A 23375-nucleotide genomic window follows, 5' to 3' on the forward strand; every position below is an offset into this window, starting at 1 on the left:
GTCTGTGCCTGTTTGCCTGCGACGAAGTCGCAGGCTCACAACGCGAAGAGATCGAGCGAGCGCAGCGGGTGAGCTTGCGAACCCGCGAAGCGGGTCGAGATCCAGCCGCTGAGAGCAACAGCTGACGAAGGGCCCCGGAGCGACACGCTCCGGGGCCCTTTGCGTATCAGTTCGAGATCTGCGGGGCTGCGATCAGCGCGCAGGTGATCCGCGAGGTGCAGACCCGCTTGCCGCGCTCGTCGGTGATCACGATCTCGTACGCCGCGGAGTTGCGCCCCAGATGGATCGCCGTCGCGGTGCCGGTGACGAGGCCGGAGGTCGCCGAGCGGTGGTGGGTGGCATTGATGTCCACGCCGACCGCGATCTTGCTCAGCGAGTGGCCGTGAATGCCGGACCCGATCGAGCCGAGGGTCTCGGCCAGGACGACCGAGGCGCCGCCGTGGAGCAGACCGTAGGGCTGGGTGTTGCCGTCGACCGGCATCGTGCCGACGACCTTCTCTGCGGAGATCTCGATGATCTCGACGCCCATCTTCTCGTTGAGTGCGCCCGCGCCCTGGGGGAGCGATCCCACGAACTTCGCGATCTCGGTGGGGTCGGTGGTGTGGAGTGCATCGGCCATGGATGCATGTTCGCACGCGGCGGTTGAGCCTGTAGTCGGTGGTCCTGGATAGAGTCGGACCGTGGCTGATGTGACGCGTGACCGACTGCTCCTTCTCGATGGGCACTCGCTGGCCTACCGGGCCTTCTTCGCCCTGCCGGTGGAGAACTTCTCGACCGTCACGGGGCAGAACACCAATGCCGTCTACGGCTTCACATCGATGCTGGTCAACGTGCTGCGCGACGAGACCCCGACCCACGTCGCGGTCGCTTTCGACCTGTCGCGGCAGACGTTCCGGCTGGAGGAATACTCCGAATACAAGGCCAAGCGCAACAAGACTCCCGACGAGTTCAAGTCCCAGCTGCCGCTGATCCAGCGGCTGCTCGACGTGCTGCACATCCGCCACCTGTCGGTGGCCGGCTACGAGGCCGACGACATCATCGCGACCCTGGTGACCCAGGGGCTCGAGGCCGGGATGGAGGTGCTGATCCTGACCGGCGACCGCGACTCGCTGCAGCTGGTGACGGAGTCCTCCACCGTGCTCTACCCGATGCGAGGCGTCTCCGACCTGGCGCGGATGACGCCGGAGGCGGTCGAGTCGAAATACGGTGTGCCGCCGCACCGCTATCCCGAGCTGGCCGCGCTGGTGGGGGAGGACTCCGACAATCTGCCCGGCATCCCGGGCGTCGGCCCGAAGACCGCCGCGAAGTGGATCAACACCTACGACGGCCTCGACAACGTGATCACCCACGCCGACCAGATCAAGGGCAAGGCCGGCGACAACCTGCGCGCCCACCTCGGCGACGTGATGCGCAACCGGCGGCTCAACGCGCTGGTGCGAGACCTGCCGCTCGAGGTCGGCCCGACCGATCTCGGCCGGGTCGAGTGGGACCGGGCGGCCGCGCTGGAGCTCCTCGACGAGCTCGAGTTCCGCGGCGAGATCCGCACCCGGATCACCGACGTCCTCGCGCCCGAGGACGACGTCCCGGTCGACGAGAGCGGGTTCGCGCTGGTGGGCGAGACGCTGGCTCCCGGCGCCGTCGGGGCATTCCTGGACGAGCTCGGGACCACGCCCGTCGGTCTGCACGTGCGCGGAGCCTGGGGCTCCGGCACCGGCCGCGTGGACGGGTTCGGCTTCGCGACGCAGGAGCGCGCTGCGTACGCGGGGGTGGAGGGGTTCACCCCCGAGGACGAAACGGCGTTGGCCGGCTGGCTCGCGGACGCCGACAAGCCCAAGATCATGCACGACGCCAAGGGGCCCGAGCTGGCGATCGACGCCCACGGCTGGTCGCTGCGCGGGCTGGTGACCGACACCGCGCTGTCGGCCTACATCGTGGCTCCCGACCAGCGCTCCTACGACCTCGCCGACCTGACGCTGCGCTACCTCAAGCGTGAGCTCAAGCAGGAGGACGACGGTGGCCAGGAGTCGCTCTTCGGTGACGACGAGGTCGGCGGCGATGGCGTCGCGAGAACCTCGATGCTCTACGCCCGGGCCGTGATCGACCTGGCCGCCGAGCTCGACTCCGCGGTCGAGGCCGCCGGCGGGCACCGGCTGCTCTCCGAGGTGGAGCTTCCGCTGCTGCACCTGCTGGCGAGGATGGAGAAGACCGGCATCGCGGTCGACACCGAGCATCTCGACGCGCTGGAGCGCCACTTCGCCGGCCAGATGAAGCAAGCGGCCGACGAGGCCTACGGCGTGATCGGCAAGGAGATCAACCTCGGCTCGCCCAAGCAGCTGCAGGTGGTGCTCTTCGACGAGCTCGACATGCCGAAGACGAAGCGCACCAAGACTGGTTGGACAACCGACGCCGACGCCCTCCAGCAGCTCTACGTGAAGACCGAGCACCCGTTCCTGCTCGCGCTGCTGCGCCACCGCGACGTCACCCGGCTGCGGGTGACGATCGAGGGCCTGCTGAAGACCGTGCAGGACGACGGCCGGATCCACACCACCTTCAACCAGACCATCGCGGCCACCGGCCGGCTCTCCTCGACCGAGCCCAATCTGCAGAACATCCCGGTACGCACCGAGGAGGGCCGCGGCATCCGCAAGGGCTTCGTCGTCGGTGACGGGTTCGAGTCGCTGATGACCGCCGACTACAGCCAGATCGAGATGCGGATCATGGCTCACCTGTCCGAGGACGAGCTGCTCATCGAGGCATTCCGGTCCGGGCGCGACTTCCACTCGATCACCGCGGCCCGGGTCTTCGGCGTCGATCCCGACGCGGTCTCGGTGGAGCAGCGGGCCAAGATCAAGGCGATGAACTACGGGCTCGCCTACGGCCTGTCCGCCTTCGGTCTCTCCCAGCAGCTCGGCATCGAGCCGAGCGAGGCACGGGGGCTGATGGAGGAATACTTCGAGACCTTCGGCGGCATCCGCGACTACCTGCGCAGCCTGGTCGACGAGGCCCGGCGCACCGGCTACACCGAGACCATCATGGGACGTCGCCGCTACCTGCCCGACCTGCTCTCCGACAACCGCCAACGCCGCGAGACCGCCGAGCGGATGGCGCTCAACGCCCCCATCCAGGGCTCCGCCGCCGACCTGATCAAGGTCGCCATGCTGCGCGTCCAGGCCGCCATCGACGAGGCCGGCCTCTCCTCCCGGATGCTCCTCCAGGTCCACGACGAGCTCGTCTTCGAGGTCGCGCCCGGCGAGCGGGAGCCGCTGGAAGCGCTCGTGCGCGCCCAGATGGGCTCCGCCGCCGACCTCAACGTCCCCCTCGACGTCTCCGTCGGCACCGGTCTCTCCTGGCACGAAGCCGCCCACTGATAGCCGAGGCCTCAGCGGGGTCAGTCGGTGGGGGCGGCGGTGGTGATGTCGTTCTCGCCGGCCCAGGCGCCGAGGTCGCGCTTGTCGATGGCGGCGGCCATGAGGTCGGGGAAGAGGTCGGGGGTGCAGGCGAAGGCGGGGATGCCTAGTTCGGCGAGCGCGGCGGCGTGGTCGGCGTCGTAGCTGGGGGCGCCGGAGTCGCTGAGGGCGAGGAGGGCGACCATGGTGGCGCCGGAGTCGGTGATCTCGCGGGAGCGACGCAGCATCTCCTCGCGGATACCGCCCTCGTAGAGGTCGCTGATCAGGACAAGCACCGTCTCCTCGGGCTGCTCGATGAGGCTCTGGCAGTAGGCGAGGGCGCGGTTGATGTCGGTGCCGCCGCCGAGCTGTACGCCGAAGAGGACGTCGACAGGGTCGTCGAGATCCTCGGTCAGGTCGATGATCTCGGTGTCGAAGGCGACCAGCTTGGTCTCGACCGAGCGGAGTGAGGCGAGCACGGCCCCGAAGACGCTGGAGTAGACGACCGACTCGGCCATCGAGCCGGACTGGTCGATGCACAAGATGATGCGGCGCTGGGTCTGCTGCGCCTTGCGGGCGTGGCCGACGAGACGCTCGGGTACGACCGTGCGGTGCTCGGGGAGGTAGTGCTTGAGGTTGGCGGCGATCGTACGTCCCCAGTCGATGTCCGCGGGCCGCGGGCGACGCGTGCGCGCGGCCCGGTTGAGCGCACCGGTGACCGCCTGCACCGTCTGGGAGCGCAGCCGGGCCTCGAGCTCGTCGGTGACGGTGCGTACGACGGCTCGGGCCGACTCGCGGCTGTGCTCGGGGATCACCCGGCCGAGGCCGATCAAGGTGGAGACGAGGTGGATGTCAGGCTGGACCGCGTCGAGCATCTCGGGCTCGGTGAGGAGCTGGTGGAGGCCGAGGCGGTCCATCGCGTCTTCCTGCATCACCTTCACGACCGAGGTGGGGAAGTAGGTGCGGATGTCGCCGAGCCACCGCGCGACCCGAGGAGCGGACCCGCCGAGCCCCGCGCTGCGGCCCTTCGGCTGCTCGCCGTAGAGCTGCTCGAGGGCTTCGTCGCGGGCACGGTCCTCGGCGTTCAATGACGTGGGTCCGCTGGCCCCGGAGCCCAGCGCCTCCTCGGCGTCTCCGCCGAGCACCAGGCGCCAGCGGGTGAGGCGGTCGCGTTCGGGGGTCATGCGGGCTCCAGCTGCAGCAGGTCGGCGACCCGTGCGGCCGCAGGCAGCGCGAGGTCGAGATCGAGAGTGGCGGTGTGCTGGAGGTCGGTGGCGGCGTCGAGGTTGCGTACGCGGCCACCGATCTGGCGGCGTTCGGGAGACTGGAAGCGGGAGAAGGTGCGGCGCAGCAGCGGCAGCAGGTCCTCGAAGGTCGCCTCATCGACGCTCGCGACCCACTCGTCGAGCAGCCGGAGCAGCTCGACCTCGTGGAGCAGGAGCAGCGCCTCGCCCTCCAGCAGTCCGTCCACCCAGGCCGCGGCGTGCTCGGGAGAGGTGCCGCGGGAGAGCTGGCGGCTGAGCCGCGCGGAGACGGTCTCGATATCCACGTGCTCGGAGTCGAGGAGGATGCGGTTGACCCGGCCGGCGACCAGCCCGTGCACCTGGTCGTCGGCGGCGAGCGCGACGAGCGCCTGCGCCCAGGTCATCACCCACGCCGGAGCCGAGGATCCGGCCGGCGCCTCGCCGACCAGCGACACCCCGCGGTGGGCGGCGTCGAGCGCGCCCTTCAAGGCCGCGGCCGCGTCGTCGTCCAGCGCGGTGCAGGCGGCCCGCAGCCCGGCGGCGGCACGGAGCACCACGGTGTGGAGCACTCCGGCGACCACAGCGGTGTCGGACCCGCGTACGTCCCCGTACCGCTGGGTCCGCGCCAGCGGCTCGATCGCCCGGAGCAGGGAGAGGGTGTCGTGCTGGTGCGCGGTGCGTTCGGCGAGAGCCGTGATCGCGGCCTCGAGCCCGGCCGGGAGCTCGGCGACCAGCGCCTGGTCGATGAGCTCGGCGAGCGTGCCGAGGTCCTCGGCCTTCGCCGCCCGCTCGGCCACGAGCCCCTCGGCGGCGGCGACCACGGTGGTGCCGTAGAGGCCGGCCTCGACCAGGCGCACGGCGAACTCCGGCTGCCACTCCAGCGTCCAGGCCTCCTTGAAGGTGCCCTTGGTGCCGCCGCGGTCGGCCTCGGTGGCCCAGTCGATGCCGAGCAGACGCAGCCGATGGAGCAGCAGCGACCGCTCGCGCTGGGCCTCGCGGCGCAGGTCGAGCACCACGGTGGTCTCGGCTGCGGACGGCTTGAGACGGAGCCGCTTCTGCTGGCGGGCGAGATCCTGGGCGAGCGGCACCAACGGCGCCGACTCCGGCACCTGGCCGAGCTCCTCGCCGACCACGAGCGTGCGCTCGACCAGCGCCAGCGGCAGTCGCGAACCCTCGCACAGCACGGCGACGGTGGCGTCCTCGAGCTCCTCGAGGCCGGCCGAGGGGCGGCCGCGGACGGCGGCGAGCGCCTCGGCGAGGCGTACGGCCTCCACGACCGTCGCGGGCGCCGCGGCGAGTCCCTCGGAACGGAGCACGCGGGCGACCCGGGTGAGCCAGCCCGGCACGACGTCGGCCGGGGTGCCGGCGTGCCAGTGGGCGTAGAGGTGCTGGTACCAGCCGGGGGAGGTGACGCCGGCGCCGTAGCCGGACTCGGCGGCCAGCCGGCCGGCGGTCCAGGGCGCCCACGTCGCGGTCACCTTGATCTTCGGCAGGCCCTTGAGCAGGGCGTTGTCGTCGGCGACCTTCGGCCAGGCCGACGGGTGCAGGACCGGGGCGTGATAGGCGCCGCAGACCATCGCCACCCGCTCGCGTCCCTCGCGCCTGGCGGCGCGCAGGACCTTGCGCATGTAGGCCTCGCGGCGAACATCACCCGGCGAGGCCTGATCCTCGGCACGGATCTCGGCCATCGCCTCGCGGATCGCGGTGAACCGGCTCAGCGAGGACTCGGCGCGATGCTCGACCGCGTCCTCCCAGAACCGCTCCGGATCGTCGTAGCCGGCCGCCCGGGCGAGCCGCGAGATCGGGTCGGAGCCCACCGGGCGAGGCTCGGGCACCTCGTCGGGTGCGTCCGCCGGGGCCAGGAAGTGCGTTGCCGGAAGATCGGCGAAGCGAACCTCGACGCCGTGCTCCAGCGCCCATCGCATGGCGACCCACTCGGGGGAGAAGAACGCGAACGGGTAGAACGCCGAGCGCCGCGGCTCCTCGACCGCGTAGACCAGCGCCGCGACCGGCGGGACCAGCTCCGGGTCCCCGGCCAGCCCGAGCAGCGAGTCGAGCTCGGGCGGCCCCTCGATCACGACCAGGTCGGGGGAGAGCTCCTCGAGCGCGGCCGCTACCGACCGGGCGGAGCCCGGCCCGTGGTGGCGTACGCCGAGAATCTCGAAGGCGCAGCTCCGGTCGGTCACACCAGCTCCCGGCAGGCGCGATAGAGATCCGCCCAGCTCGGACGGTCGCGGACCACGGTGTCGAGGTATTCCTGCCACACGATCCGGTCCTGCACCGGGTCCTTCACCACCGCGCCGACCAGCCCGGCCGCCACGTCGTCGGCCCGCACCACGCCGTCGCCGAAGTGGGCGGCCAGCGCCACCCCGTTGGTCATCACCGAGATCGCCTCGGCGGTCGAGAGGGTGGCGGAGGGTGACTTCACCGACGTACGGCCGTCGGCGGTGACGCCCGAGCGGAGCTCGCGGAAGATGGTGACCACGCGCTCGATCTCGGCCAGCTGGCTGAGGTCGGCGGGCAGAGCGAGCGAGGCACCGAGCTGCTCGACACGGCTGCGGACGATCGAGACCTCGTCGTCGAGGGTGTCCGGCAGCGGCAGCACGACCGTGTTGAAGCGGCGCTTGAGCGCGGAGGAGAGGTCGTTGACGCCCTTGTCGCGGTTGTTGGCGGTGGCGATCAGGTTGAACCCCTGCCGCGCCTGCACCTCGTCGTCGAGCTCGGGAACCGGCAGCGTCTTCTCCGAGAGGATCGAGATGAGACCGTCCTGGACGTCGGCGGGGATGCGGGTCAGCTCCTCGATGCGTACGAGGGCCCCGGTCTCCATCGCCCGCATCACCGGGCTCGGCACGAGTGCGTCCCGCGAGGGGCCTTCGGCGAGCAGGCGCGCGTAGTTCCAGCCGTAGCGCAGCGACTCCTCGGGGGTGCCGGCGGTGCCCTGGACGACCAGGGTCGAGTCGCCCGAGACCGCCGCCGCCAGGTGCTCGCCGACCCAGGTCTTGGCCGTGCCGGGCACGCCGAGCAGAAGGAGCGCGCGATCGGTGGCCAGGGAGGCGACCGCGATCTCCATGAGCCGGCGGGCGCCGACGTACTTCGCGCTGATCGTCGTGCCGTCGGGCAGCTCGCCGCCGAGGAGATAGGTGGTCACGGCCCAGGGGGAGAGCCGCCACCGGGGCGGTCGGGGGCGGCCGGTCTCGGCATCGTGGGCGGCCAGAGCGGTGAGCTCGGCGGCGTAGGCGTCCTCGGCGTGGGCGCGAAGAATGTCGGTCACTGGAAGGCCTCCGTGATGGCGTGGACGAGGGAGAGGTGCTGGATCAACTGGTTGCGCTGCCTGGCGAGCGAGTCGGGCAGCCGGTGCAGGTCGGGGACGATCGCGGGCGGCATCCGCGCGGCCAGGACGGCGACCGACCTGGCGAGCTCGCGCTCCCGGGCGGCGAGAAGATCGAGGATCGTACGGCTGAAGTCGAGGCTCCACGGACCCGGAACGGCGCCGAGGCGGGCCGAGATGGTCGTCCCGCCCGCGCCCGACCCCGCGCCGGTGACGAGCTGGCGCAGCACGAGCGCCTCCCGGTCGGCGCTCGGCACGATCTCGAGGAGCTCGACGCGGTGGACGTCGCCGAGCAGCACACGGGCCCAGACGGGGTCGCGGCGGGCGATGACGGCGCTGATGATGCCTGCGCGGGCGTCGGCGTCGGTGATCATCGCCCAGGTCTCATCGGGGTCGCGGCCGGTGGCGTCGGTCCAGACCTCGAGCGGGGCACCTGCGGCGAGCTGCCTCAGCCAGTGGCCGCCCTGGGACCGGCCCTTCGGTGCCTTGTCGAGACCGTCGCGCACCGCTGCGGCATCGGCTTCGGAGGGCAGCTCGACCTGGACCGTCTTGCGCACGATCCCGGTGACGGTGACGAGTGGGCGCAGCAGAGCGCCGAGCCGTTGCCCGCGCGCCGAGCCGGGCAGGGCGTCGAGGAGCTGCCGAGCCGAGAGCCGTACGTCGGCACCCCGGTCATCGAGCGCGCGCTCCAGGAACGGCTCGTCCTCGAGGCTCAGACCGGTCCGGAACGTCTTGATCAACGCAGCCCGGTCGGCCGCCTTCTCGGTGGCCCAGACCGACTCGAGCCGTTCCCGGGCGGCAGCGGGGTCGTCGGCACGCAGCCTCGTCAGCATCTCGGCACGAGCAGCGGTCGGCTCCCGCGCCCAGGCGGCGTTATCGAGCGACTCCTCGCCCGCACCGGCGGCGGCCCGTGCCGAGGCGATCATCGGCCGCCACCGGCGCCGGTTGGCGACCAGCCAAGCCCCGCGGGCATCGGCCGCGGTCAGCGCGTCCCGGTGCAGCTCCGGCCGCGGCAGCGCCTGGTCGAGCAGCCGGGGGAGCAGCCGCGACGGCACCCGGTATCCGGCCGCGTTCGCACAGGCCAGCCAATGAGCGAGGAGGTCGCCCCGCAGGTCGGCGCCGCCCGGGGTCTGGTTGAGCACCAGCTCCAGCAGCTGTACGCCACCAGCCGGTGCCACCGGAAGCCGGTCGGCCGGGGCCGCCGCCGGTGCGGACCCGGTGCGCAGCGGCCGCCCCGAGCGCACCATCGCTCCGCCGACGGCCGCGGCGTCCAGCAGCGCCGTCTGTGCCGAGGCGTCGCGTCGGCGCGGCACCGGCACCGTCTCCGGCGCCGGGGGCACCCCGCGCCGGGCCGTGCCCAGCACCGCGGCCGCCGCGACCGCGTCCCACCACTCCTCGGTCGTGCTCACAGCGCCACCAGCTCTCCGTCGTCCTCATTCAAGACCGTCAGTGCCCGCAACCCGTCGTCCTGGATCTCTCCGAACGTGGTCACCGGATGGCCCCCGGTCAGCGCGAGCAGCCGCCACCACGTCCCCGGATCGCCGAGCAACGGCACCTGGTGACCGGCATCGTCGACCACGACGGGTGGCTCGTCGGCCTCCGGCGCCGACACGGCGACGCGGACCACGACCGGAGCCCGGTCGGCCCACGGGTTGCCGGCCCGGAGCGCCGCGAGCGCGGCCCGCGCGCCGGCGAGATCGGTCGCGGCCCCCAGGTCGGAGGTGGCCGGAAGGGCCGCCGGCTCGGAGGCCAGCACCACTCGGCGCGGCGCATGACCGGGATAGAAGCCCACCGACGCCTCCAGCCGGGCCCCGGCGAGCCGGGCGATCGGGAGCGGGTTGCCGCCCGCGGCGAAGTCGAGAAGGAGCACGGTCTCACCCGAGTCCGAGCGCAGCCAGGTCCGCTGCTCGATCAGGTTGCCGCGCTCGTCGCGATGAGCCCCGAGCACGGTCCACACGTCCGCGTGCACGCCGGCCTCCAGGACCTGGGCGGTCGGTGTCGCCCAGCCGATCACGGCCCGCAGGTCGCCCTGGGTGTCGGCGTCCAGCGCGTCCCAGGAGCGCCAGGTCTGCGCGGCGGTCCACCATCGGCCCACCTCGATCAGCAGATGCTCGGCCCAGTCCTCGCGCCGGTTGATCGCTGCCGCCATCTCCCGGATCCGCTCGCCGAGCGCGGGCAGCTGGGCGTCGACCAGCCGGGACGCGGCCGCGTCCCACCAGGTCCACGGCTGCGCCTTCACGGTGGCCAGCCCGCTCCGTACCAGGTCCTCCAGCCATAGCACCAGGTCCTCGACGCCGCCGTCCATCAGTGCGCGGCGCTCCGCCGCCCGCCGCGCCTGGGCGGCCTTGTCCACCGGCTTGGCCGGTGCCGAGGCGCGCTCAGCGGCGCCCGCGGCACGGCCCGCGCGCTGCGAGGCCCACTCCGAGGCGTACGCCTCCGGCTCGTCGACCTCGCCCACCTGCGCCCCGGTCCACAGCAACAGCAGCGCGATGGCGTGCTTGCACGGGAACTTCCGCGACGGGCACGAGCACTTGTAGGCGGGGCCGGTCAAGTCGACGCTCACCTGGTAGGGGTTCTTGCCCGAGCCCTGGCACTTCCCCCACACGAGCACGTCGGTGGCACCCGTCTCCGACCAGGGTCCGGGCGTGGCGAGCTTGCGGGCGGCGTTGAGCGACCCGGTGTCGGGAGCCGCTTTCTCCACGGCGTCGATTGACCAGCGAGGCATGATGCGCACATCTAAGCCTGCCCCGCCGACAGTTTGGGAAAATCGCAGATCAGTCGCGGTGAGCCGGCCGGCTGAGCCGCCAGAAGGTGGCCGCCAGCAGCACGGCCACGAGGGTGGCGTCGATGCCGAGGACCGCCCAGACCAGGCCCTCCGCGGTGGTCTGCACGGCACCCAGCCCGAGGACGGCGACGACGGCGATCCAGAGGAGGTACGCCGAGAGCCGGCTGCGCCGGGCCAGCACGGAGTAGACGAGCAGCTGGAGCACGGACAGCACCGTGCCGAGGATCGCGAAGACCCAGAGCAGTCCCTCGATCTCGGCGTAGTCGGGGCCGCCGATGAAGATCATCGCCAGCCAGGACAGCAGCCACGACCCGGCGGTCGCGCACGCGCCGAGCCCGGCGACGAGCGCCAGGGACTTGAGCAGCGCGGAGCGACGGCTCGCCTCGGCCGACATCGACGGGAAGGCGATGATCACCACGAACTGAGGCAGGAACAGCACCGCCTTGGTGAGGATCAGGCCGCCCGCGTACAGGCCGGAAACGTGGTCGGAGAGCACGTTGCGAGCGATCAGGATGTCGGCGTTGGAGAGCGCGAAGAAGCCCAGCAGCGCGAAGGACCCGTGCAGCATCTCCACGACGACCGGCTTGACCGGGCCAGGCTTCGCCTCCGCGGACGACGTACGCCGCCGCAGCACCCACCAGCCGACGATCGCCGGCGCGAACTGGGCCAGTGCGACACCGGCCATCGCGGCGCCCTCGGTCGGACGGATCCACATCGCCGCGGTGGCGACCACCACCCGGGGGATGCCGAGCGCCAGGTAGATCATCGCCAGGTCGAGCCAGCGGCGCTCGCCCTGCAGCACCCCGGCCTGGCCACCCATGATGGTCAGCGGCACGGCGCACACCGCGACCAGCAGCGCGGGGTAGATCGAGTCCAGCCGAAGCATCCGCCACACCAGCGGCGAGGCGATGAGCATGACCGCACCGACGACGATGGCCGCCCGATAGGTCGCCCGCAGCACCGTCCGTTCGATGACGCGCTCCTGGCCGGGTGTCTCGGTCACCCGCCGCGACGCCGTCGCCTGCATGCCGAGCTGGACCACCCCGGCGACGAGGAGCAGCGACATCATCGAGGCGACGCCACCGTACTGTCCGGGGCCGAGGATCCGGGCGGCGATGATCTGGAAGCCGTAGGTCGCGACGTTGGTGACCATGATGCAGACGGCGAGGAAGCCGCTGCTGCGGACGAGCGCGGACAGCCGGCGCCGGCGGGCGCTGGTCGGGCTGGCTGTCATGGTGGGCACTTGGAAAGCCTAGGGTGCAGCAGGTCACATGCCGGCACCGGCATCCGCCCAGGACCGGAACTCGTTCGCCACAACTGACGTCTCGGCCTGCAGAAGTGACGTCTCGGCTTAGGGTGGCGGCGTGAGCGAGCGGGTGGTGCCTACGGTGTGGGCGGGCGTGCTCGCTCTGCTGATGCTGGGGCCGGCGCTCGGGCCGGGGTTCGTGCTCAGCTACGACATGGTGTGGGTGCCCGACCTCGCGCTGACCCGCGACGTGCTCGGCCTCGGCACGGGGCTGCCGCGGGCGGTGCCCTCGGACGCGGTGGTGGCGGTGCTGGACGAGGTCGTGCCGGGTCTCGTGCTGCAGAAGATCGTCCTGCTGGGGTCACTGGTGCTGGCCGGAGCCGGGGCCGCGGAGCTGGTGCGCGAGCGCTCGCTCGCCGCGCGGCTGGCGGTGGTGAGCCTGACCGTCTGGAGTCCGTACGTCGCCGAGCGGCTGTGGATCGGCCACTGGCCGATGCTGCTGGCCTACGCCGCCGTGCCCTGGCTGGTGATCGCCGGCCGCCGCCGGGCGGCGGGAGAGCCCGGTCCGGTGTGGCTGCTTCCCGTCCTTCTCGCCGGAAGCCTGAGCGCGAGCGCCGGCATCGTCTCGGGCGCCGTCCTGCTCGCCACCGGGTTGCGTCGCGGCCGGAGGCCGGTCCTGCTGCTGGCCACGGTGGCAGCTGTCAACGCGCCCTGGCTGGTCAGCGGCCTGACCCACACCTCCCAGGCCGCCTCGGCGACCGGGTTCGAGGTCTTCGCGCTGCGTGGCGACGCCCTCCCCGCGCCGTTGGCGGCACTGTCGCTGGGCGGGATCTGGAACACCTCCGTCGTCCCGGACAGCCGGGACGGCTGGCTCGCGTGGATCGCGCTGCTCGTGCTGATCGCCCTGGTGGCGGCCGGGTTCCGGAGGTGGTGGTCCACAGACGGGCAGCGGATACCGATCCTGGCGCTGTGGGGCTCGGGCATGGCCATCGCGATCGCCGGCTGGGCCGCTCCGGGGACGCTGGACACCCTCGCCCGGGACCTCCCGGGCCTCGCGCTGTTCCGCGACAGCGGCCGCACCCTCCCGTTGTGCCTGCCGCTGCTGGTCGTGACCGTCGCGGCCGGCGTCGACGCGCTGAGGGAGAGGCTCCGGGGGTCGGCCCCGAGATGGGCCGCGGCCGTGGTCGTCGCGCTCGTCCCGGTGGCCGTCCTGCCCGATGCCGCCTGGGGCCTGGCGGGTGGCCTCGGGACCGCCGACTACCCGCGGGAGTGGGGCCGGGCCCGCGCGGCGCTCGCCGAGGAGACGGCACCGGGTGACGTACTCGTCCTGCCGTGGACCGCCTATCGTGCGCCGTCGTGGAACGGGGGCCGGCCCGTGCTCGACCCGCTGCCGAGGATGCTGACCCGCACGAGCGTCGTGAACGGCGACCTGCTGATCGGGAGCACCGTGGTCCCGGGGGAGGACAGCCGCGCCGAGCAGGTCCAGGATGCGCTCGCGGAGCCGGATGCCGAGGAGCAGGCCGCCGACCTGCGACGGCTCGGGATCGGGTACGTCATCACCGACCGATCCGCGGGCGAGGCGCCGCAGATCACCGGCGAGGTGGTCCACGAGGGCGGTGGCCTGCTCGTGCAGCGGCTGCCCGGACGCGTTCCCCGGACGCCTGAGGGGACGACCGGTCCGGTGACCCGGGTGGCGGTGGTCGGCGGATGGGCGGCCTACGGCCTGGCCTGGCTCGGCGCCACAACGTCAACAGTTTTGCTACTGATCAGTATGGCTCGCCGGCCGGCTGCTAATGTTCGCGACTAGGAGAGGGAGGTCACATATCCATGGGCAACATCATTGCCATCGTCGCCAGCATTCTTGTCGGCGGCGGAGTCGCCGCAGCGACCATCGTCGGAGTCGTCACCAGCAGCACGGACAACACCGTCGAGAATCCTCCGAGCGTCTCTGAGTCGACGGTTCAGTACGGCACCAACGACTGAACCCGGACACACCCGAAAGGGGCCCGGCGGTTATCCGCCGGGCCCTTCTCCGTCTTCTCCGTCTCGATGGTCAGTCCGCGCCGACCACGTGCCCCTGCAGTGCCGAGGCGAGCACGGCGTTGAAGTTCAGCTGGCTCTGCTCCCAGGTGTGCTTGCGGGCGTGCCAGCGGGCGCCCTCGGCCAGCTCCTTGCGACGGATCTCGTCACCGAGCAGGTGGTCGAGCGCGGCCACGAACCCGGCCTGGTCCTCGACCAGCACCCCGGACTCGCCGTCGTCGATCGACTCCGTCGTCCCGCCGGCGTCGCGGAAGGCGACCGTCGGGGTGCCGTGCTGGGCGGCCTCGGTGACCACCAGGCCCCAGCCCTCCTTCAGCGAGGGCAGCGCCATCAGCCAGGACCGCTCGTAGACCGCCTCCTTGGTCTCCTCGTCGACATGCCCCAGCATCTCGACGAAGTCCCCGGCCCCCACCCGGGAGACGTACGCAGCCAGCTCGTCGGCCCACCAGCCACCGCCGACGATGCTCAGCCTCAGGTCCGGGTAGGTCGCCCGCAGCGCCACCACCGCGTCGACCGCGAGCTCGACCCGCTTGTGCGGCACCAGCCGCCCGACGACGCAGATGGAGGGGTGCTCGGTCTTGGCCGGCCGGTCGCTCAGCGCGGGCGCGGCACCGTTGTGGACGACGGCGACCCGGGTCGGATCGACTCCGAGCGTGGCCAGCTCGGCCCGGGTGGCGCGGGAGACCGCGACGTACTGCTTGCGGCGGTAGAGCCGCGGCGCCAGCCACGACTCGACCCACCAGCCGATCCGCCCGGACAGCCCGGGGTAGACCACCGGCCACTGCTCGCGGTGGACGTGGTGGACGAGGACGGTGACCGGTGCCCGCGTGCCCAGCGGCGTGAAGAACGGGAGACCGTTCTGCACGTCGACGACCGCGTCGACGCGACCGATCGGCCCCAGCCGGCCCAGCGCCAGCAGCAGCACGCCCCACAGGTAGATGCTGAGCTTGCCGCCGCGGCGTACGTAACGGACGCCGTCGCGCTCCTCGCGGGCAGGGGCGCCCGGGTAGGCGGCGGTGAAGACGGTCACCCGTGCCCCGGCGTCGACCAGCCCGGCGGTGATCTGGTGGAGGTAGTGCTCGGCCCCACCGGCCTCGGGATTGTCTGTATCGCGCCAGCTGAACACGGCGACGTGGCCGTCGTTCAGCTGCGCTCGCTCGTTGCCGCGCAAAATACCGTGCTCCCCTGATATCGCAGTTCCCCGCTGCTGAGTGCTCCCTCCCCAGGGGCAACGCAGTTACTGGAGAGTAGGACATTTCGTGACCAAATGCACACCCGTTGGGGTAATCGGTTAGGGTTCCCGCCGTGCCGAACCTCCTGGACTCCCAGCGCGGCGCCCCGGCCGGCAGCGGCTGGAAGGCGACCCTGCGGCGCTCCGTGCGTCTCTTCAGTGACTTCCGGGTGGAGCAGACCGATCCCGCGCGTTTCTACACGGCGCTGGCGGCCGACTCGGTCGGGCAGCTCGCGCACTACGCCGTCGGCCCTCGCTCCGAGGGGGCAGTGCTGGAGGGCACCGTGCTGCTCGACGTCGGCGGCGGCCCGGGCTACTTCCGCGACGCGTTCATGAACGCGGGCGCGACCTACCTGGCGCTCGATGCCGACGCCGGTGAGATGCAGGGCGCCGGGATCGTCGCCGAGGGCAGCATGCTCGGCGACGGGATGCGGCTGCCGGTCCGAACCGGCTCGGTCGACGCCTGCTACTCCTCCAACGTGCTCGAGCACGTGCCGACCCCGACCGCGATGCTCGACGAGATGCTCCGGGTCACCAAGCCCGGCGGCGTCGTCTTCTGCTCCTACACGCTGTGGTGGGGCCCCTGGGGCGGCCACGAGACCAGCCCGTGGCACCTGCTCGGCGGCCGCTACGCGCGCCGCCGCTACCAGCGCAAGCACGGCCGCGAGCCCAAGAACAAGTTCGGCGAGTCGATGTATGCGGCGACCGCCGCCGCCGGGCTGCGCTGGGCGCGCGCCCAGCGCAAGGCGGGCAACGCCGAGATCCTGGCTGCTGTTCCGCGCTACCACCCTGCGTGGGCGGCGTGGCTGATGCGGGTCCCGGTGGTGAGGGAGGTGCTCTCGTGGAACCTCCTGCTCGTGCTGCGCAAGACGTGAGCCCTTCGGCCACCTCCCCCCTGCGGATCTCGGCGTACGTCGCGATCCTGACCGCGATCACGTTCACCCAGGCCCCGGGCCGGATCGTCGCGGACACCAAGTTCGACCTCAGCGCCGATCCGTGGGCCTTCCTGTCCCGGGCGCTGCACATGTGGGACGCCCAGGGCGCCTTCGGCCAGGTGCAGAACCAGGCGATCGGCTACGTGTGGCCGATGGGGCCCTTCTACGGTCTGGGCCAGCTGGCCCAGCTGCCGGAGTGGGTGATCCAGCGGCTGTGGTGGGCGCTGCTGCTCAACCTGGCCTTCCTGGGAGTCCTGCTGGTCGCCCGGGAGCTGCAGCTGGGGCGGCCGTGGGCGCAGGTCGCGGGTGCCGCGGCGTACGTCCTGACGCCGCGGGTGATGACCATCCTCGGCGCCAACTCCGTCGAGCTGTGGCCGACCGCGGTGGCACCGTGGGTGCTGCTCGCGGTGATCCGGGCCAGCGGCACCACGACCACGAAGGACCTGCTCCGCTGGTGCGCGCTGGCCGCACTCGCGGTCGCCTGCGCGGGCGGGGTCAACGCGACCGCGGTCTCGGCCGTGCTGGTCCCCGGTGTGGTCTTCCTGCTGACCCGCACCGGCATGCGGCGGTTCGCCGTCCTGGTCCTGTGGGGCCTGTTCACCGTCCTCGCCACCCTGTGGTGGACCATCCCGCTGGTCCTCCAGGGCCGCTACATCCCGCCGTTCCTCGACTACATCGAGACCGCGGCGGTGACCGCCTCGACCACCGGCCTGCTGCCGACGCTGCTCGGCACCTCCGACTGGGTCGCCTACGCCGACCCGATCTACTACCCGGCCGGGCAGAGCCTGCACGCCACGCCCTACCTCGTCCTCGACGCGGCCGCCGTCGTCGCCATCGGGCTCGCCGGGCTCGCCGGGGTCGGCCGCGCGCGCCGCCACCCGGAGAGCCGGTTCCTCATCGGCTGTGTGCTGGCCGGCGTCGTCCTCGTCGGGATCGGCTACACCGGCGCGCTGGCCGGCTGGGGCGCCGAGGCCCGTCAGGACCTCGTCGACGGTGCCCTGGCCGCGGTCCGCAACAGCCACAAGTACGACGCCGTGCTCCGCCTCGGTCTCGCGGCCGGGGTCGTGCTCGCCGTCGAGACCATCCTCTTCCGGGCCGGCCTGGCGCGTGCCTCGGGCACGAGCACCAAGGCCGCGCAGTGGCTGCGGACGGTGTTCGTCATCGCGGTGGCCGCCGCGCTGGCCGGCCTGGCCGTGCCCTGGGTGCGTGGCCAGGTCCCGCCGCCCGGGTCGATCGAGAACGTGCCGGGCTTCTGGACCGACGCCGCCGACCACCTCTCCGAGAACGACGACGGCGGCGTCACCCTGGTGGTCCCGGCCGCCCGGTTCGGGGACTACCTGTGGGGCAGCACCCACGACGAGGTCCTGCAGCCCTACGCCGACTCCCGCTGGGCCGTACGCGGCGTGGTGCCGCTGGCCGAGCCCGGCAACGTCGTCTGGCTCGACCGGGTCACCGAGGAGCTCGAGCGCGGCACCCCGAGCGCGGATCTCGCGCCGATGCTGGCCAAGGCCGGCGTGACCCGGCTGCTGGTGCGCAACGACCTGCACTGGGGCACCACCGGCGCTCCGCCGCCCTCCCTCGTGCACGCGACGCTCGACCAGTCGCCCGGCCTGACCCGGGAGGCGAGGTTCGGCGCCGACTTCGGCAACACCACCTTCCACCGCGAGGACGGCACCCGGGTGCTCGTCGACGGGGGACTGGCGGGGGAGTACCCGCCGATCGAGATCTACCGGGTCGACGACGCCCCTCCCGGCGGGACCCTGATCCCCGCCCGGACGACCGTGATGGGCGACCCCGGCGAGCCCGCCAGCGGCGCCCAGGCGGTGCTGACCGCCGACGACGTCCGGTCGAAGGAGGACGCGGCCGGGGAGAGGCCCGACGTCATCCTGACCGACGGGCAGCGGCGGCGTACGACCATCTTCTCCGGCGTCCGCGCCAACTCCTCCTCGACCCGCACCGCCGAGGAGGGCGTCGACTCCGACCAGCCCGAGAGCTTCCACCGCTACCTGAGGAACCAGGAGCGGTGGCAGAGCACCATGGTCTGGCGCGGCGTCGAGGCCGTCGAGGCCTCCAGCTCCGCGGCGACCCCGAGCGACGTCCCGGTCGACCGCGGCCGGGCGCCCTCGGCCGCCCTCGACGGCGACCTCGACACCGCGTGGCGCACCGAGACCGGCTGGGGCCTCAGCCCCGAGGGAGCCTGGCTCCGGGTGCGGTTCGAGGACGAGATCGACCTCGGCAGGGTCACCATCAGGCTGCCCGACAACGTCGTCGGGGTGGAGCGGCTCGAGCTCGTCGCCGGCGCCCAGATGCGCAAGGTCTACGCCCCGCAGCCGGGGGCGGAGGCGACGTACGACCTCACCGGCTTCAGCGCGCGCAACCTCACCATCACCGCACGTGGTGCCACCGCCTACGGTCCGTGGGGGATCAGCGAGCTCGACATCGAGGGCGTCGAGGCGCAGCGCCTGGTCGCGCTGCCGCAGCCGCCCAAGGACTCCACGATCCGCAAGATCCGGCTCAGCCGGGACACCGACCGCAGCGGCTGCATCGACCAGGACCGGGTGCTCTACTGCGAGCCGTTCCTGGCTGACACCGGAGACGACGGCGACAGCCTCGACCGGCTGGTCACGCTGACCCGAGGACAGTCCTTCCGCGTCACCGGCACGGTGTCGCTGCGTCGCGACCACGCCTATGCCGAGGCCGCGGCGGCTCTCACCGGTGTCGACATCACCGCGCCGAGCCGGGGCGACATCGCCCAGTCGGCCCTCGCTATGGCCGACGGTGACGAGGGCACCTCGTGGCGCGCGCCGTCGACCGACCCGGCTGCGGTGACCCTTCGGCTGCCCGAACGGCAGCGGATCCGCTCGCTGCGGCTCCTCGTGAACGAGGCCGCCCCGGTCAGCATCCCCACCGAGGTCGAGATCACCGATCTGCGCCGGCCCAAGCGCACCGTGACCCGCGAGGTCGGCGAGGACGGCGACGTCGCCGTCCCCGCCGGCTGGCGCACCGACCGGCTCCGGATCCGGATCACCGAGACCGACCCCGCCTACGACCAGCCCTCGAGCCTGGCCGACGCCACCGAGCTGCCCGCCGGCATCTCCGAGCTGCAGGTCAACGGCCGTGCGCTCGGTGACGGCCGGCTCCGGGCGGGCTGTGCCGACGGGCCCCGCATCCGGGTGGGCGACCGGACGCTGCGTACCTCGGTCAACGGGTCCCTCGCCGATCTGCTCCGCGGCGGCGAGGCGTCGCTGAGGGTCTGCGACACGGCGCCGATCGCCCTGGCCGCCGGCGAGAACACGCTGCTCGCCGACCCCGCCCCGATCGCCTCGGGCTCCGCTTCGGCAGGTGGCGCGCTTCGGTTCGACAGCCTCGAGCTCAGTGCCGAGGTGATCGCCGACGCCGAGCCGCCGGTCGCGGTCGAGGTCGAGCGGGACGAGCGTGACGCGGCGGTCTCGGCGACCGTCTCCGCGGAGACCTACGACCGCGTCCTCGTGCTCCCGCAGAACATCAACACCGGCGCCACCGCCACCCTGGACGGCAAGCCGCTGCGCGCCCAGCGGGTCGACGGCTGGCAGCAGGGCTGGATCCTGCCCGCCGGGGCCGAGGGAGAGGTACGTTTCGGCTTCGCCCCCGAGGGCACCTACCGTGCCGGGCTGCTCGCCGGTGCGGGCGGCGCTGCGCTGGTCCTGGCGCTCGCGCTGGTGACCTCATGGCGCCGGCGCGGCACCCCGCCCAGCCTCGAGCTGTTCCCCGTGGCCGCGCCGTGGCGGTGGTACGACGGTGGGCTGCTGGTCCTCGTGGCCGGTCTGCTCGCCGGCTGGTGGGGTGCGCTGGCCGCCGTGGTGGCCTGGCTGCTGCCACGCGTGACCGGCCGCCGGCCGGCGGCCGTACGCCTCCTGGCCATCGGCTCCGGGGCCGCGCTGCTCGCCGGCGCCCTCGCCGTCGAGATCCTCCCGACCACCTGGGACCTGCCGTGGGCCCCGCCTGCCTGGACGGCTCAGGCGCTCTCGCTGGTCGCGGTCGTGCTCGTGGCGGCCTCCGCCTCCGCGGGACCACGCTCGGAGGAGACCACCCTGCGCGAGGGCCTGAGCGCCGGCGGGCGCCAGTTGCGCAGCCGCATCACCCGGCGCTCGAACAAGCCGTAGGAGAGCGCCGCGACCGGGATCGTGACCACCAGGGTCATGCCCAGGACGGTCCAGAACCGGTCGGCGAAGACCTCGAAGCCGAGGACCTCCATGCCCATCAGCAGCACGAACATGTGGATCGAGAAGATGCCGTAGGAGATCTCGCCCAGGGCACTGGGCACCGGGCCTGCCAGCCAGCGGCGCACCGGGCCCTCGAGCTCGGGCCCGAAGACCAGCGGGAACATCACGCACACCGCGACCGCGCCGTAGAGCACGCACTTGAGGGCGGCCTCGGCCGGCGTCGGCGCGCCCACGAGCCCGGTCGGGCCGGTGATCGGTGTGCAGGCGGCGACGAAGAGCCCCAGCGCCAGCAGCCACCAGCCGGCCAGGTCGCGAGCCGCGCCATCCAGGCGGGCCCGCATGCCCGGGTCGACCGAGCACGCCGCGAGCGCGGTGCCGGCCAGGAACCACGGCAGGTAGGCCGGCAGCCACTCGGCCGCAAGCGGCTGCTCGAACCAGCTCCGGGCGCCGGCCGCGAACACCACGCCGCCGACCGAGAGCAGCAGCGAGACGACCAGCACGCGGCGTACGTCCAAGCGGTCGCGGGGCGTCAGCAGCCGCACCACCAGCGGCAGGGCGAGGTAGAAGGCGACCTCCGTGCACAGGCTCCACATGTGCGCCAGGCCATAGGCGTGGGAGTCCTGGGTGTAGATCTGGGTCAGGGTCAGGTTGGCGATCCAGCCGCCGACACCGACGTCGGAGTTCGCGGGGGCGGCGAGCAGACAGACGATCACCACGACCCAGTAGAGCGGCAGGATCCGCAGCGCGCGCTTCCACAGGTAGCGGCCCGTGCTCGGCGCGGGAGTGCCCGCGGCGCTGGCCGCGAACCACGGCCTGGCCAGGAGGAAACCGGAGATCACGAAGAAGATCGCCACGCCGAGGTCCAGGTGGGCGAGCATCGCCCCGGTCCAGCCACGCGGGTAGCGGCCGGTCTGGAACCCGACGTGGGTGAGGACCACCATCAGCGCGCCGACCGCGCGCAGAGCGTCGAGGGTGAGGAACCGGCGGTCCATCAGTCGCCTTCCTCCGGGCCTGAGATCGGGTCGCCGAACGGAACCACCTCACCGACCTCGATGTCGCCCAGGCACGGCTTCGACCCGGGCGTCAGGCTCTGGAACCCGATGGTGTCGAACCGGCCCTCGCCGGTCCGCACGTAGAGGCTGCGGTAGCCGGGCTCGATCTCGACGTCGTAGGAGTGGTCACCGGCGGTCACCCGCATCCGGCCGGCGTCCTTGGCGCCGGCGGCGTAGGCGATCCGGACCCACCACCCGGCACCGGCGACGCCGCCGTCCAGACCCACCTCGAGCGGCGTCTGCCGTACCCGCAGCGGGCACTGGTCCGGGCTCGGTGTCGGGTCGACGGCTCCGATGGAGCGGCGTTCGGGGTCGACGGCGGCAGGACGGATGTGCCCCTTGTCGTCGACCATGTAGAGATGATCGGTGCTGGTGCGCGGAAATGCCATCTTGTCGCCGAGGGGTCGTAGCACCCGGCTCACCTGGTTGTAGGGGTAGGAGGCGCCCCAGATCATCCAGCCGGGCACCGGCCCGTCGGCCATCGGCAGCGGCTCGTCGACATCGGCCAGGTCGGCCTGAACCGTCTCGATGTAGCGCCGGGTGTTGTCGTCGTCGTGCCAGCCCTGGGCGTAGGAGTAGGACGAGAAGAGCCCCAGCGCCGCGACGACCGCGGTGGCGACAGCCACCCGCTTGGGCACGTCCAGGAACGGCGAGGTACGCGTCGGAGTGGGCGTCTCCACCGCCCCGCGCAGCGGCAGCGTGGCCAGCGCGAGCGCCATCGCGGTGACGGCGATCGTGTCGGTGAGGTAGCGGTAGGCGAGCGCGATGTCGGCGCCGACGGCGCCTGCCCGGATGGCGGTGATCAGCGCGATGTCGAGGACGAGGATGCCGCCCACGAGCCACCAGGCCCGCAGCGCGATCGTGCGGGTCCGGGCGAGCTCATAGGTCAGCAGCGCCAGCACGCCGACAGCGAGCACCGAGACCACCGCCCCGGGCTCGGCCCAGCCCGCCGAGTTGCCCTCCAACCAGGTCCAGCGCAGCGGCCCGCCGACCACGCCCGGCGCCCACGACTCGAACAGGAACCGCTGTGCGACCAGTGCGAACCCGTTGGCGTCCGAGCTGCCCGACGCCTCCGAGGAGCCGGCGCCGAGGACGAGGTAGGCGACCACGGAGCCGATCGAGACGACCCCGTAGAGCAGCACGCCGGGCAGGTAGCGGCCCAGGATCGCCCGCATCCGGGTCAGGATGTCGCCGGTGGCGAACCAGCCCAGCGCCAGCACGGCGTAGGGCCAGAACAGCAGCATCGCCTTCTCGCCGAACGCGATCGCGGCCAGCGTGATGAGCATGGTCAGCAGGGCCCAGCGGAATCGCCGCGTACGCAGGTAGTTGAGGTGTGCCCACGAGCCCCAGAAGATCGCGGCCAGGAACGGCAGCTGGGTGATGCCGGGGCCCCAGGACAGGAACGCCGGCAGGCTGATCGAGGAGAACAGGAACAGGGCCAGCGGGGGCAGGATCCCGCGCCGCGGGCCGAACGCGGAGCAGAGGAACACCAGGGCGCCGAGGCTGGCGACCGCCTGCAGGACCAGCAGCTCGACGGCGGGGTAGACCCACGCATACGGGTCGAGCGAGAAGTTCCACGCCGTCAGCGCGAACGCTCCCGGCATCAGGTGGCCGGCGAAGCCGTGGAAGAGCAGGTCGGCCGAGAGCCCGTCCGACATCAGCTTCGACATGAAGTTGGCGTCGTCGAAGCGATACCACGACCCGCTCACCGCCCAGGCGCGGAAGGCCAGCTGGGCGACGATCATGACGAGCGCGGCAGCGACGACCTTCCGGGGCGTCGCCAGCACGTCGCCCGTATCGGTGGAGATGGTGTGGGGGACTGACACGAAGAGGAAGTGTCGCACAGAGGTTTGTGACCCGTTGCACACCTAGCCGGGTATTGCTGCTACGGTTCGCGGATCGAGGGGGGAACTGAGGCCTTGGGAG

Annotated in this window: 14 protein-coding genes and 1 pseudogene; 5 read left to right on the forward strand and 10 right to left on the reverse strand. The window is 72.4% G+C overall.

Annotation, left to right across the window (positions count from 1 at the left end; genetic code table 11):
* Positions 1–166: 166 nt before the first annotated feature.
* Entirely contained in the window at positions 167–619 is a 453-nt protein-coding gene (locus ACFVDI_RS23985; protein ID WP_378911287.1) for a hotdog fold thioesterase, read from the reverse strand.
* Positions 620–680: 61 nt separating this feature from the next.
* Here ACFVDI_RS23985 and polA point away from each other — a divergent pair, with 61 nt between their 5' ends.
* The gene (gene polA / locus ACFVDI_RS23990; protein ID WP_378911288.1) at positions 681–3368 is read left to right on the forward strand and encodes a DNA polymerase I; all 2688 of its coding nucleotides are present in this window, start codon (positions 681–683) and stop codon (positions 3366–3368) included.
* 20 nt (positions 3369–3388) lie between these two features.
* On the opposite strand, the gene ACFVDI_RS23995 is transcribed toward polA, so the two are convergent.
* From ACFVDI_RS23995 to ACFVDI_RS24020, 6 genes are read right to left on the reverse strand one after another with little or no spacing between them, the layout of a single operon-like run.
* Positions 3389–4570 carry a VWA domain-containing protein gene (locus tag ACFVDI_RS23995; RefSeq protein ID WP_378911289.1) on the reverse strand — a complete coding sequence of 394 codons (1182 nt, stop codon included), beginning with the start codon at positions 4568–4570 and terminating at the stop codon, positions 3389–3391.
* Positions 4567–6816 carry a DUF5682 family protein gene (locus ACFVDI_RS24000; protein ID WP_378911290.1) on the reverse strand — a complete coding sequence of 750 codons (2250 nt, stop codon included), beginning with the start codon at positions 6814–6816 and terminating at the stop codon, positions 4567–4569. The genes ACFVDI_RS23995 and ACFVDI_RS24000 overlap by 4 nt, the downstream gene beginning before the upstream one ends.
* Entirely contained in the window at positions 6813–7901 is a 1089-nt protein-coding gene (locus tag ACFVDI_RS24005) for an AAA family ATPase (protein WP_378911291.1), read from the reverse strand. The genes ACFVDI_RS24000 and ACFVDI_RS24005 overlap by 4 nt, the downstream gene beginning before the upstream one ends.
* The gene (locus ACFVDI_RS24010; protein ID WP_378911292.1) at positions 7898–9367 is read right to left on the reverse strand and encodes a DUF5691 domain-containing protein; all 1470 of its coding nucleotides are present in this window, start codon (positions 9365–9367) and stop codon (positions 7898–7900) included. The genes ACFVDI_RS24005 and ACFVDI_RS24010 overlap by 4 nt, the downstream gene beginning before the upstream one ends.
* The gene (locus ACFVDI_RS24015) at positions 9364–10683 is read right to left on the reverse strand and encodes an SWIM zinc finger domain-containing protein (RefSeq protein ID WP_378911293.1); all 1320 of its coding nucleotides are present in this window, start codon (positions 10681–10683) and stop codon (positions 9364–9366) included. Before ACFVDI_RS24015 ends, ACFVDI_RS24010 begins: the two co-directional genes overlap by 4 nt.
* A gap of 49 nt (positions 10684–10732) precedes the next feature.
* Positions 10733–11977 (reverse strand): lipopolysaccharide biosynthesis protein, encoded by a 1245-nt coding sequence (locus ACFVDI_RS24020; protein WP_378911306.1) that lies wholly within the window; start codon positions 11975–11977, stop codon positions 10733–10735.
* A gap of 130 nt (positions 11978–12107) precedes the next feature.
* On the opposite strand from ACFVDI_RS24020, the gene ACFVDI_RS24025 reads away from it, so the two are divergent.
* Positions 12108–13796, forward strand: a complete 1689-nt coding sequence (locus ACFVDI_RS24025; protein WP_378911294.1) for a hypothetical protein — start codon at positions 12108–12110, stop codon at positions 13794–13796.
* A 20-nt stretch (positions 13797–13816) separates the two neighbouring features.
* Positions 13817–13972: a hypothetical protein gene (locus ACFVDI_RS24030; protein ID WP_160024268.1), complete on the forward strand. Its 156-nt coding sequence runs from the start codon at positions 13817–13819 to the stop codon at positions 13970–13972.
* A gap of 70 nt (positions 13973–14042) precedes the next feature.
* Here ACFVDI_RS24030 and ACFVDI_RS24035 read toward each other — a convergent pair whose 3' ends face one another.
* Positions 14043–15200 carry a glycosyltransferase family 4 protein gene (locus ACFVDI_RS24035; protein ID WP_378911295.1) on the reverse strand — a complete coding sequence of 386 codons (1158 nt, stop codon included), beginning with the start codon at positions 15198–15200 and terminating at the stop codon, positions 14043–14045.
* A 134-nt stretch (positions 15201–15334) separates the two neighbouring features.
* On the opposite strand from ACFVDI_RS24035, the gene ACFVDI_RS24040 reads away from it, so the two are divergent.
* Both ACFVDI_RS24040 and ACFVDI_RS24045 read left to right on the forward strand, forming a co-directional pair.
* A complete protein-coding gene (locus tag ACFVDI_RS24040; protein ID WP_378911296.1) occupies positions 15335–16135 on the forward strand; it encodes a class I SAM-dependent methyltransferase in 801 nt (266 codons plus the stop codon).
* On the forward strand, positions 16102–20337 hold the full coding sequence (locus tag ACFVDI_RS24045) for an alpha-(1->3)-arabinofuranosyltransferase family protein (RefSeq protein ID WP_378911297.1): 4236 nt from the start codon (positions 16102–16104) through the stop codon (positions 20335–20337). The genes ACFVDI_RS24040 and ACFVDI_RS24045 overlap by 34 nt, the downstream gene beginning before the upstream one ends.
* Before the next feature lie 20 nt (positions 20338–20357).
* On the opposite strand, the pseudogene ACFVDI_RS24050 reads toward ACFVDI_RS24045, so the two are convergent.
* Together ACFVDI_RS24050 and ACFVDI_RS24055 are read right to left on the reverse strand one after the other, a co-directional pair.
* Positions 20358–21389: pseudogene (locus ACFVDI_RS24050) on the reverse strand (acyltransferase family protein); the annotation flags it as partial.
* A complete protein-coding gene (locus ACFVDI_RS24055) occupies positions 21389–23275 on the reverse strand; it encodes a hypothetical protein (RefSeq protein WP_378911298.1) in 1887 nt (628 codons plus the stop codon). The gene ACFVDI_RS24055 and the pseudogene ACFVDI_RS24050, both read right to left, overlap by 1 nt.
* Positions 23276–23375 lie beyond the last annotated feature (100 nt).

It is taken from the genome of Nocardioides sp. NPDC057767, assembly GCF_042798275.1.
In the GTDB taxonomy this organism is placed as follows: domain Bacteria; phylum Actinomycetota; class Actinomycetes; order Propionibacteriales; family Nocardioidaceae; genus Nocardioides.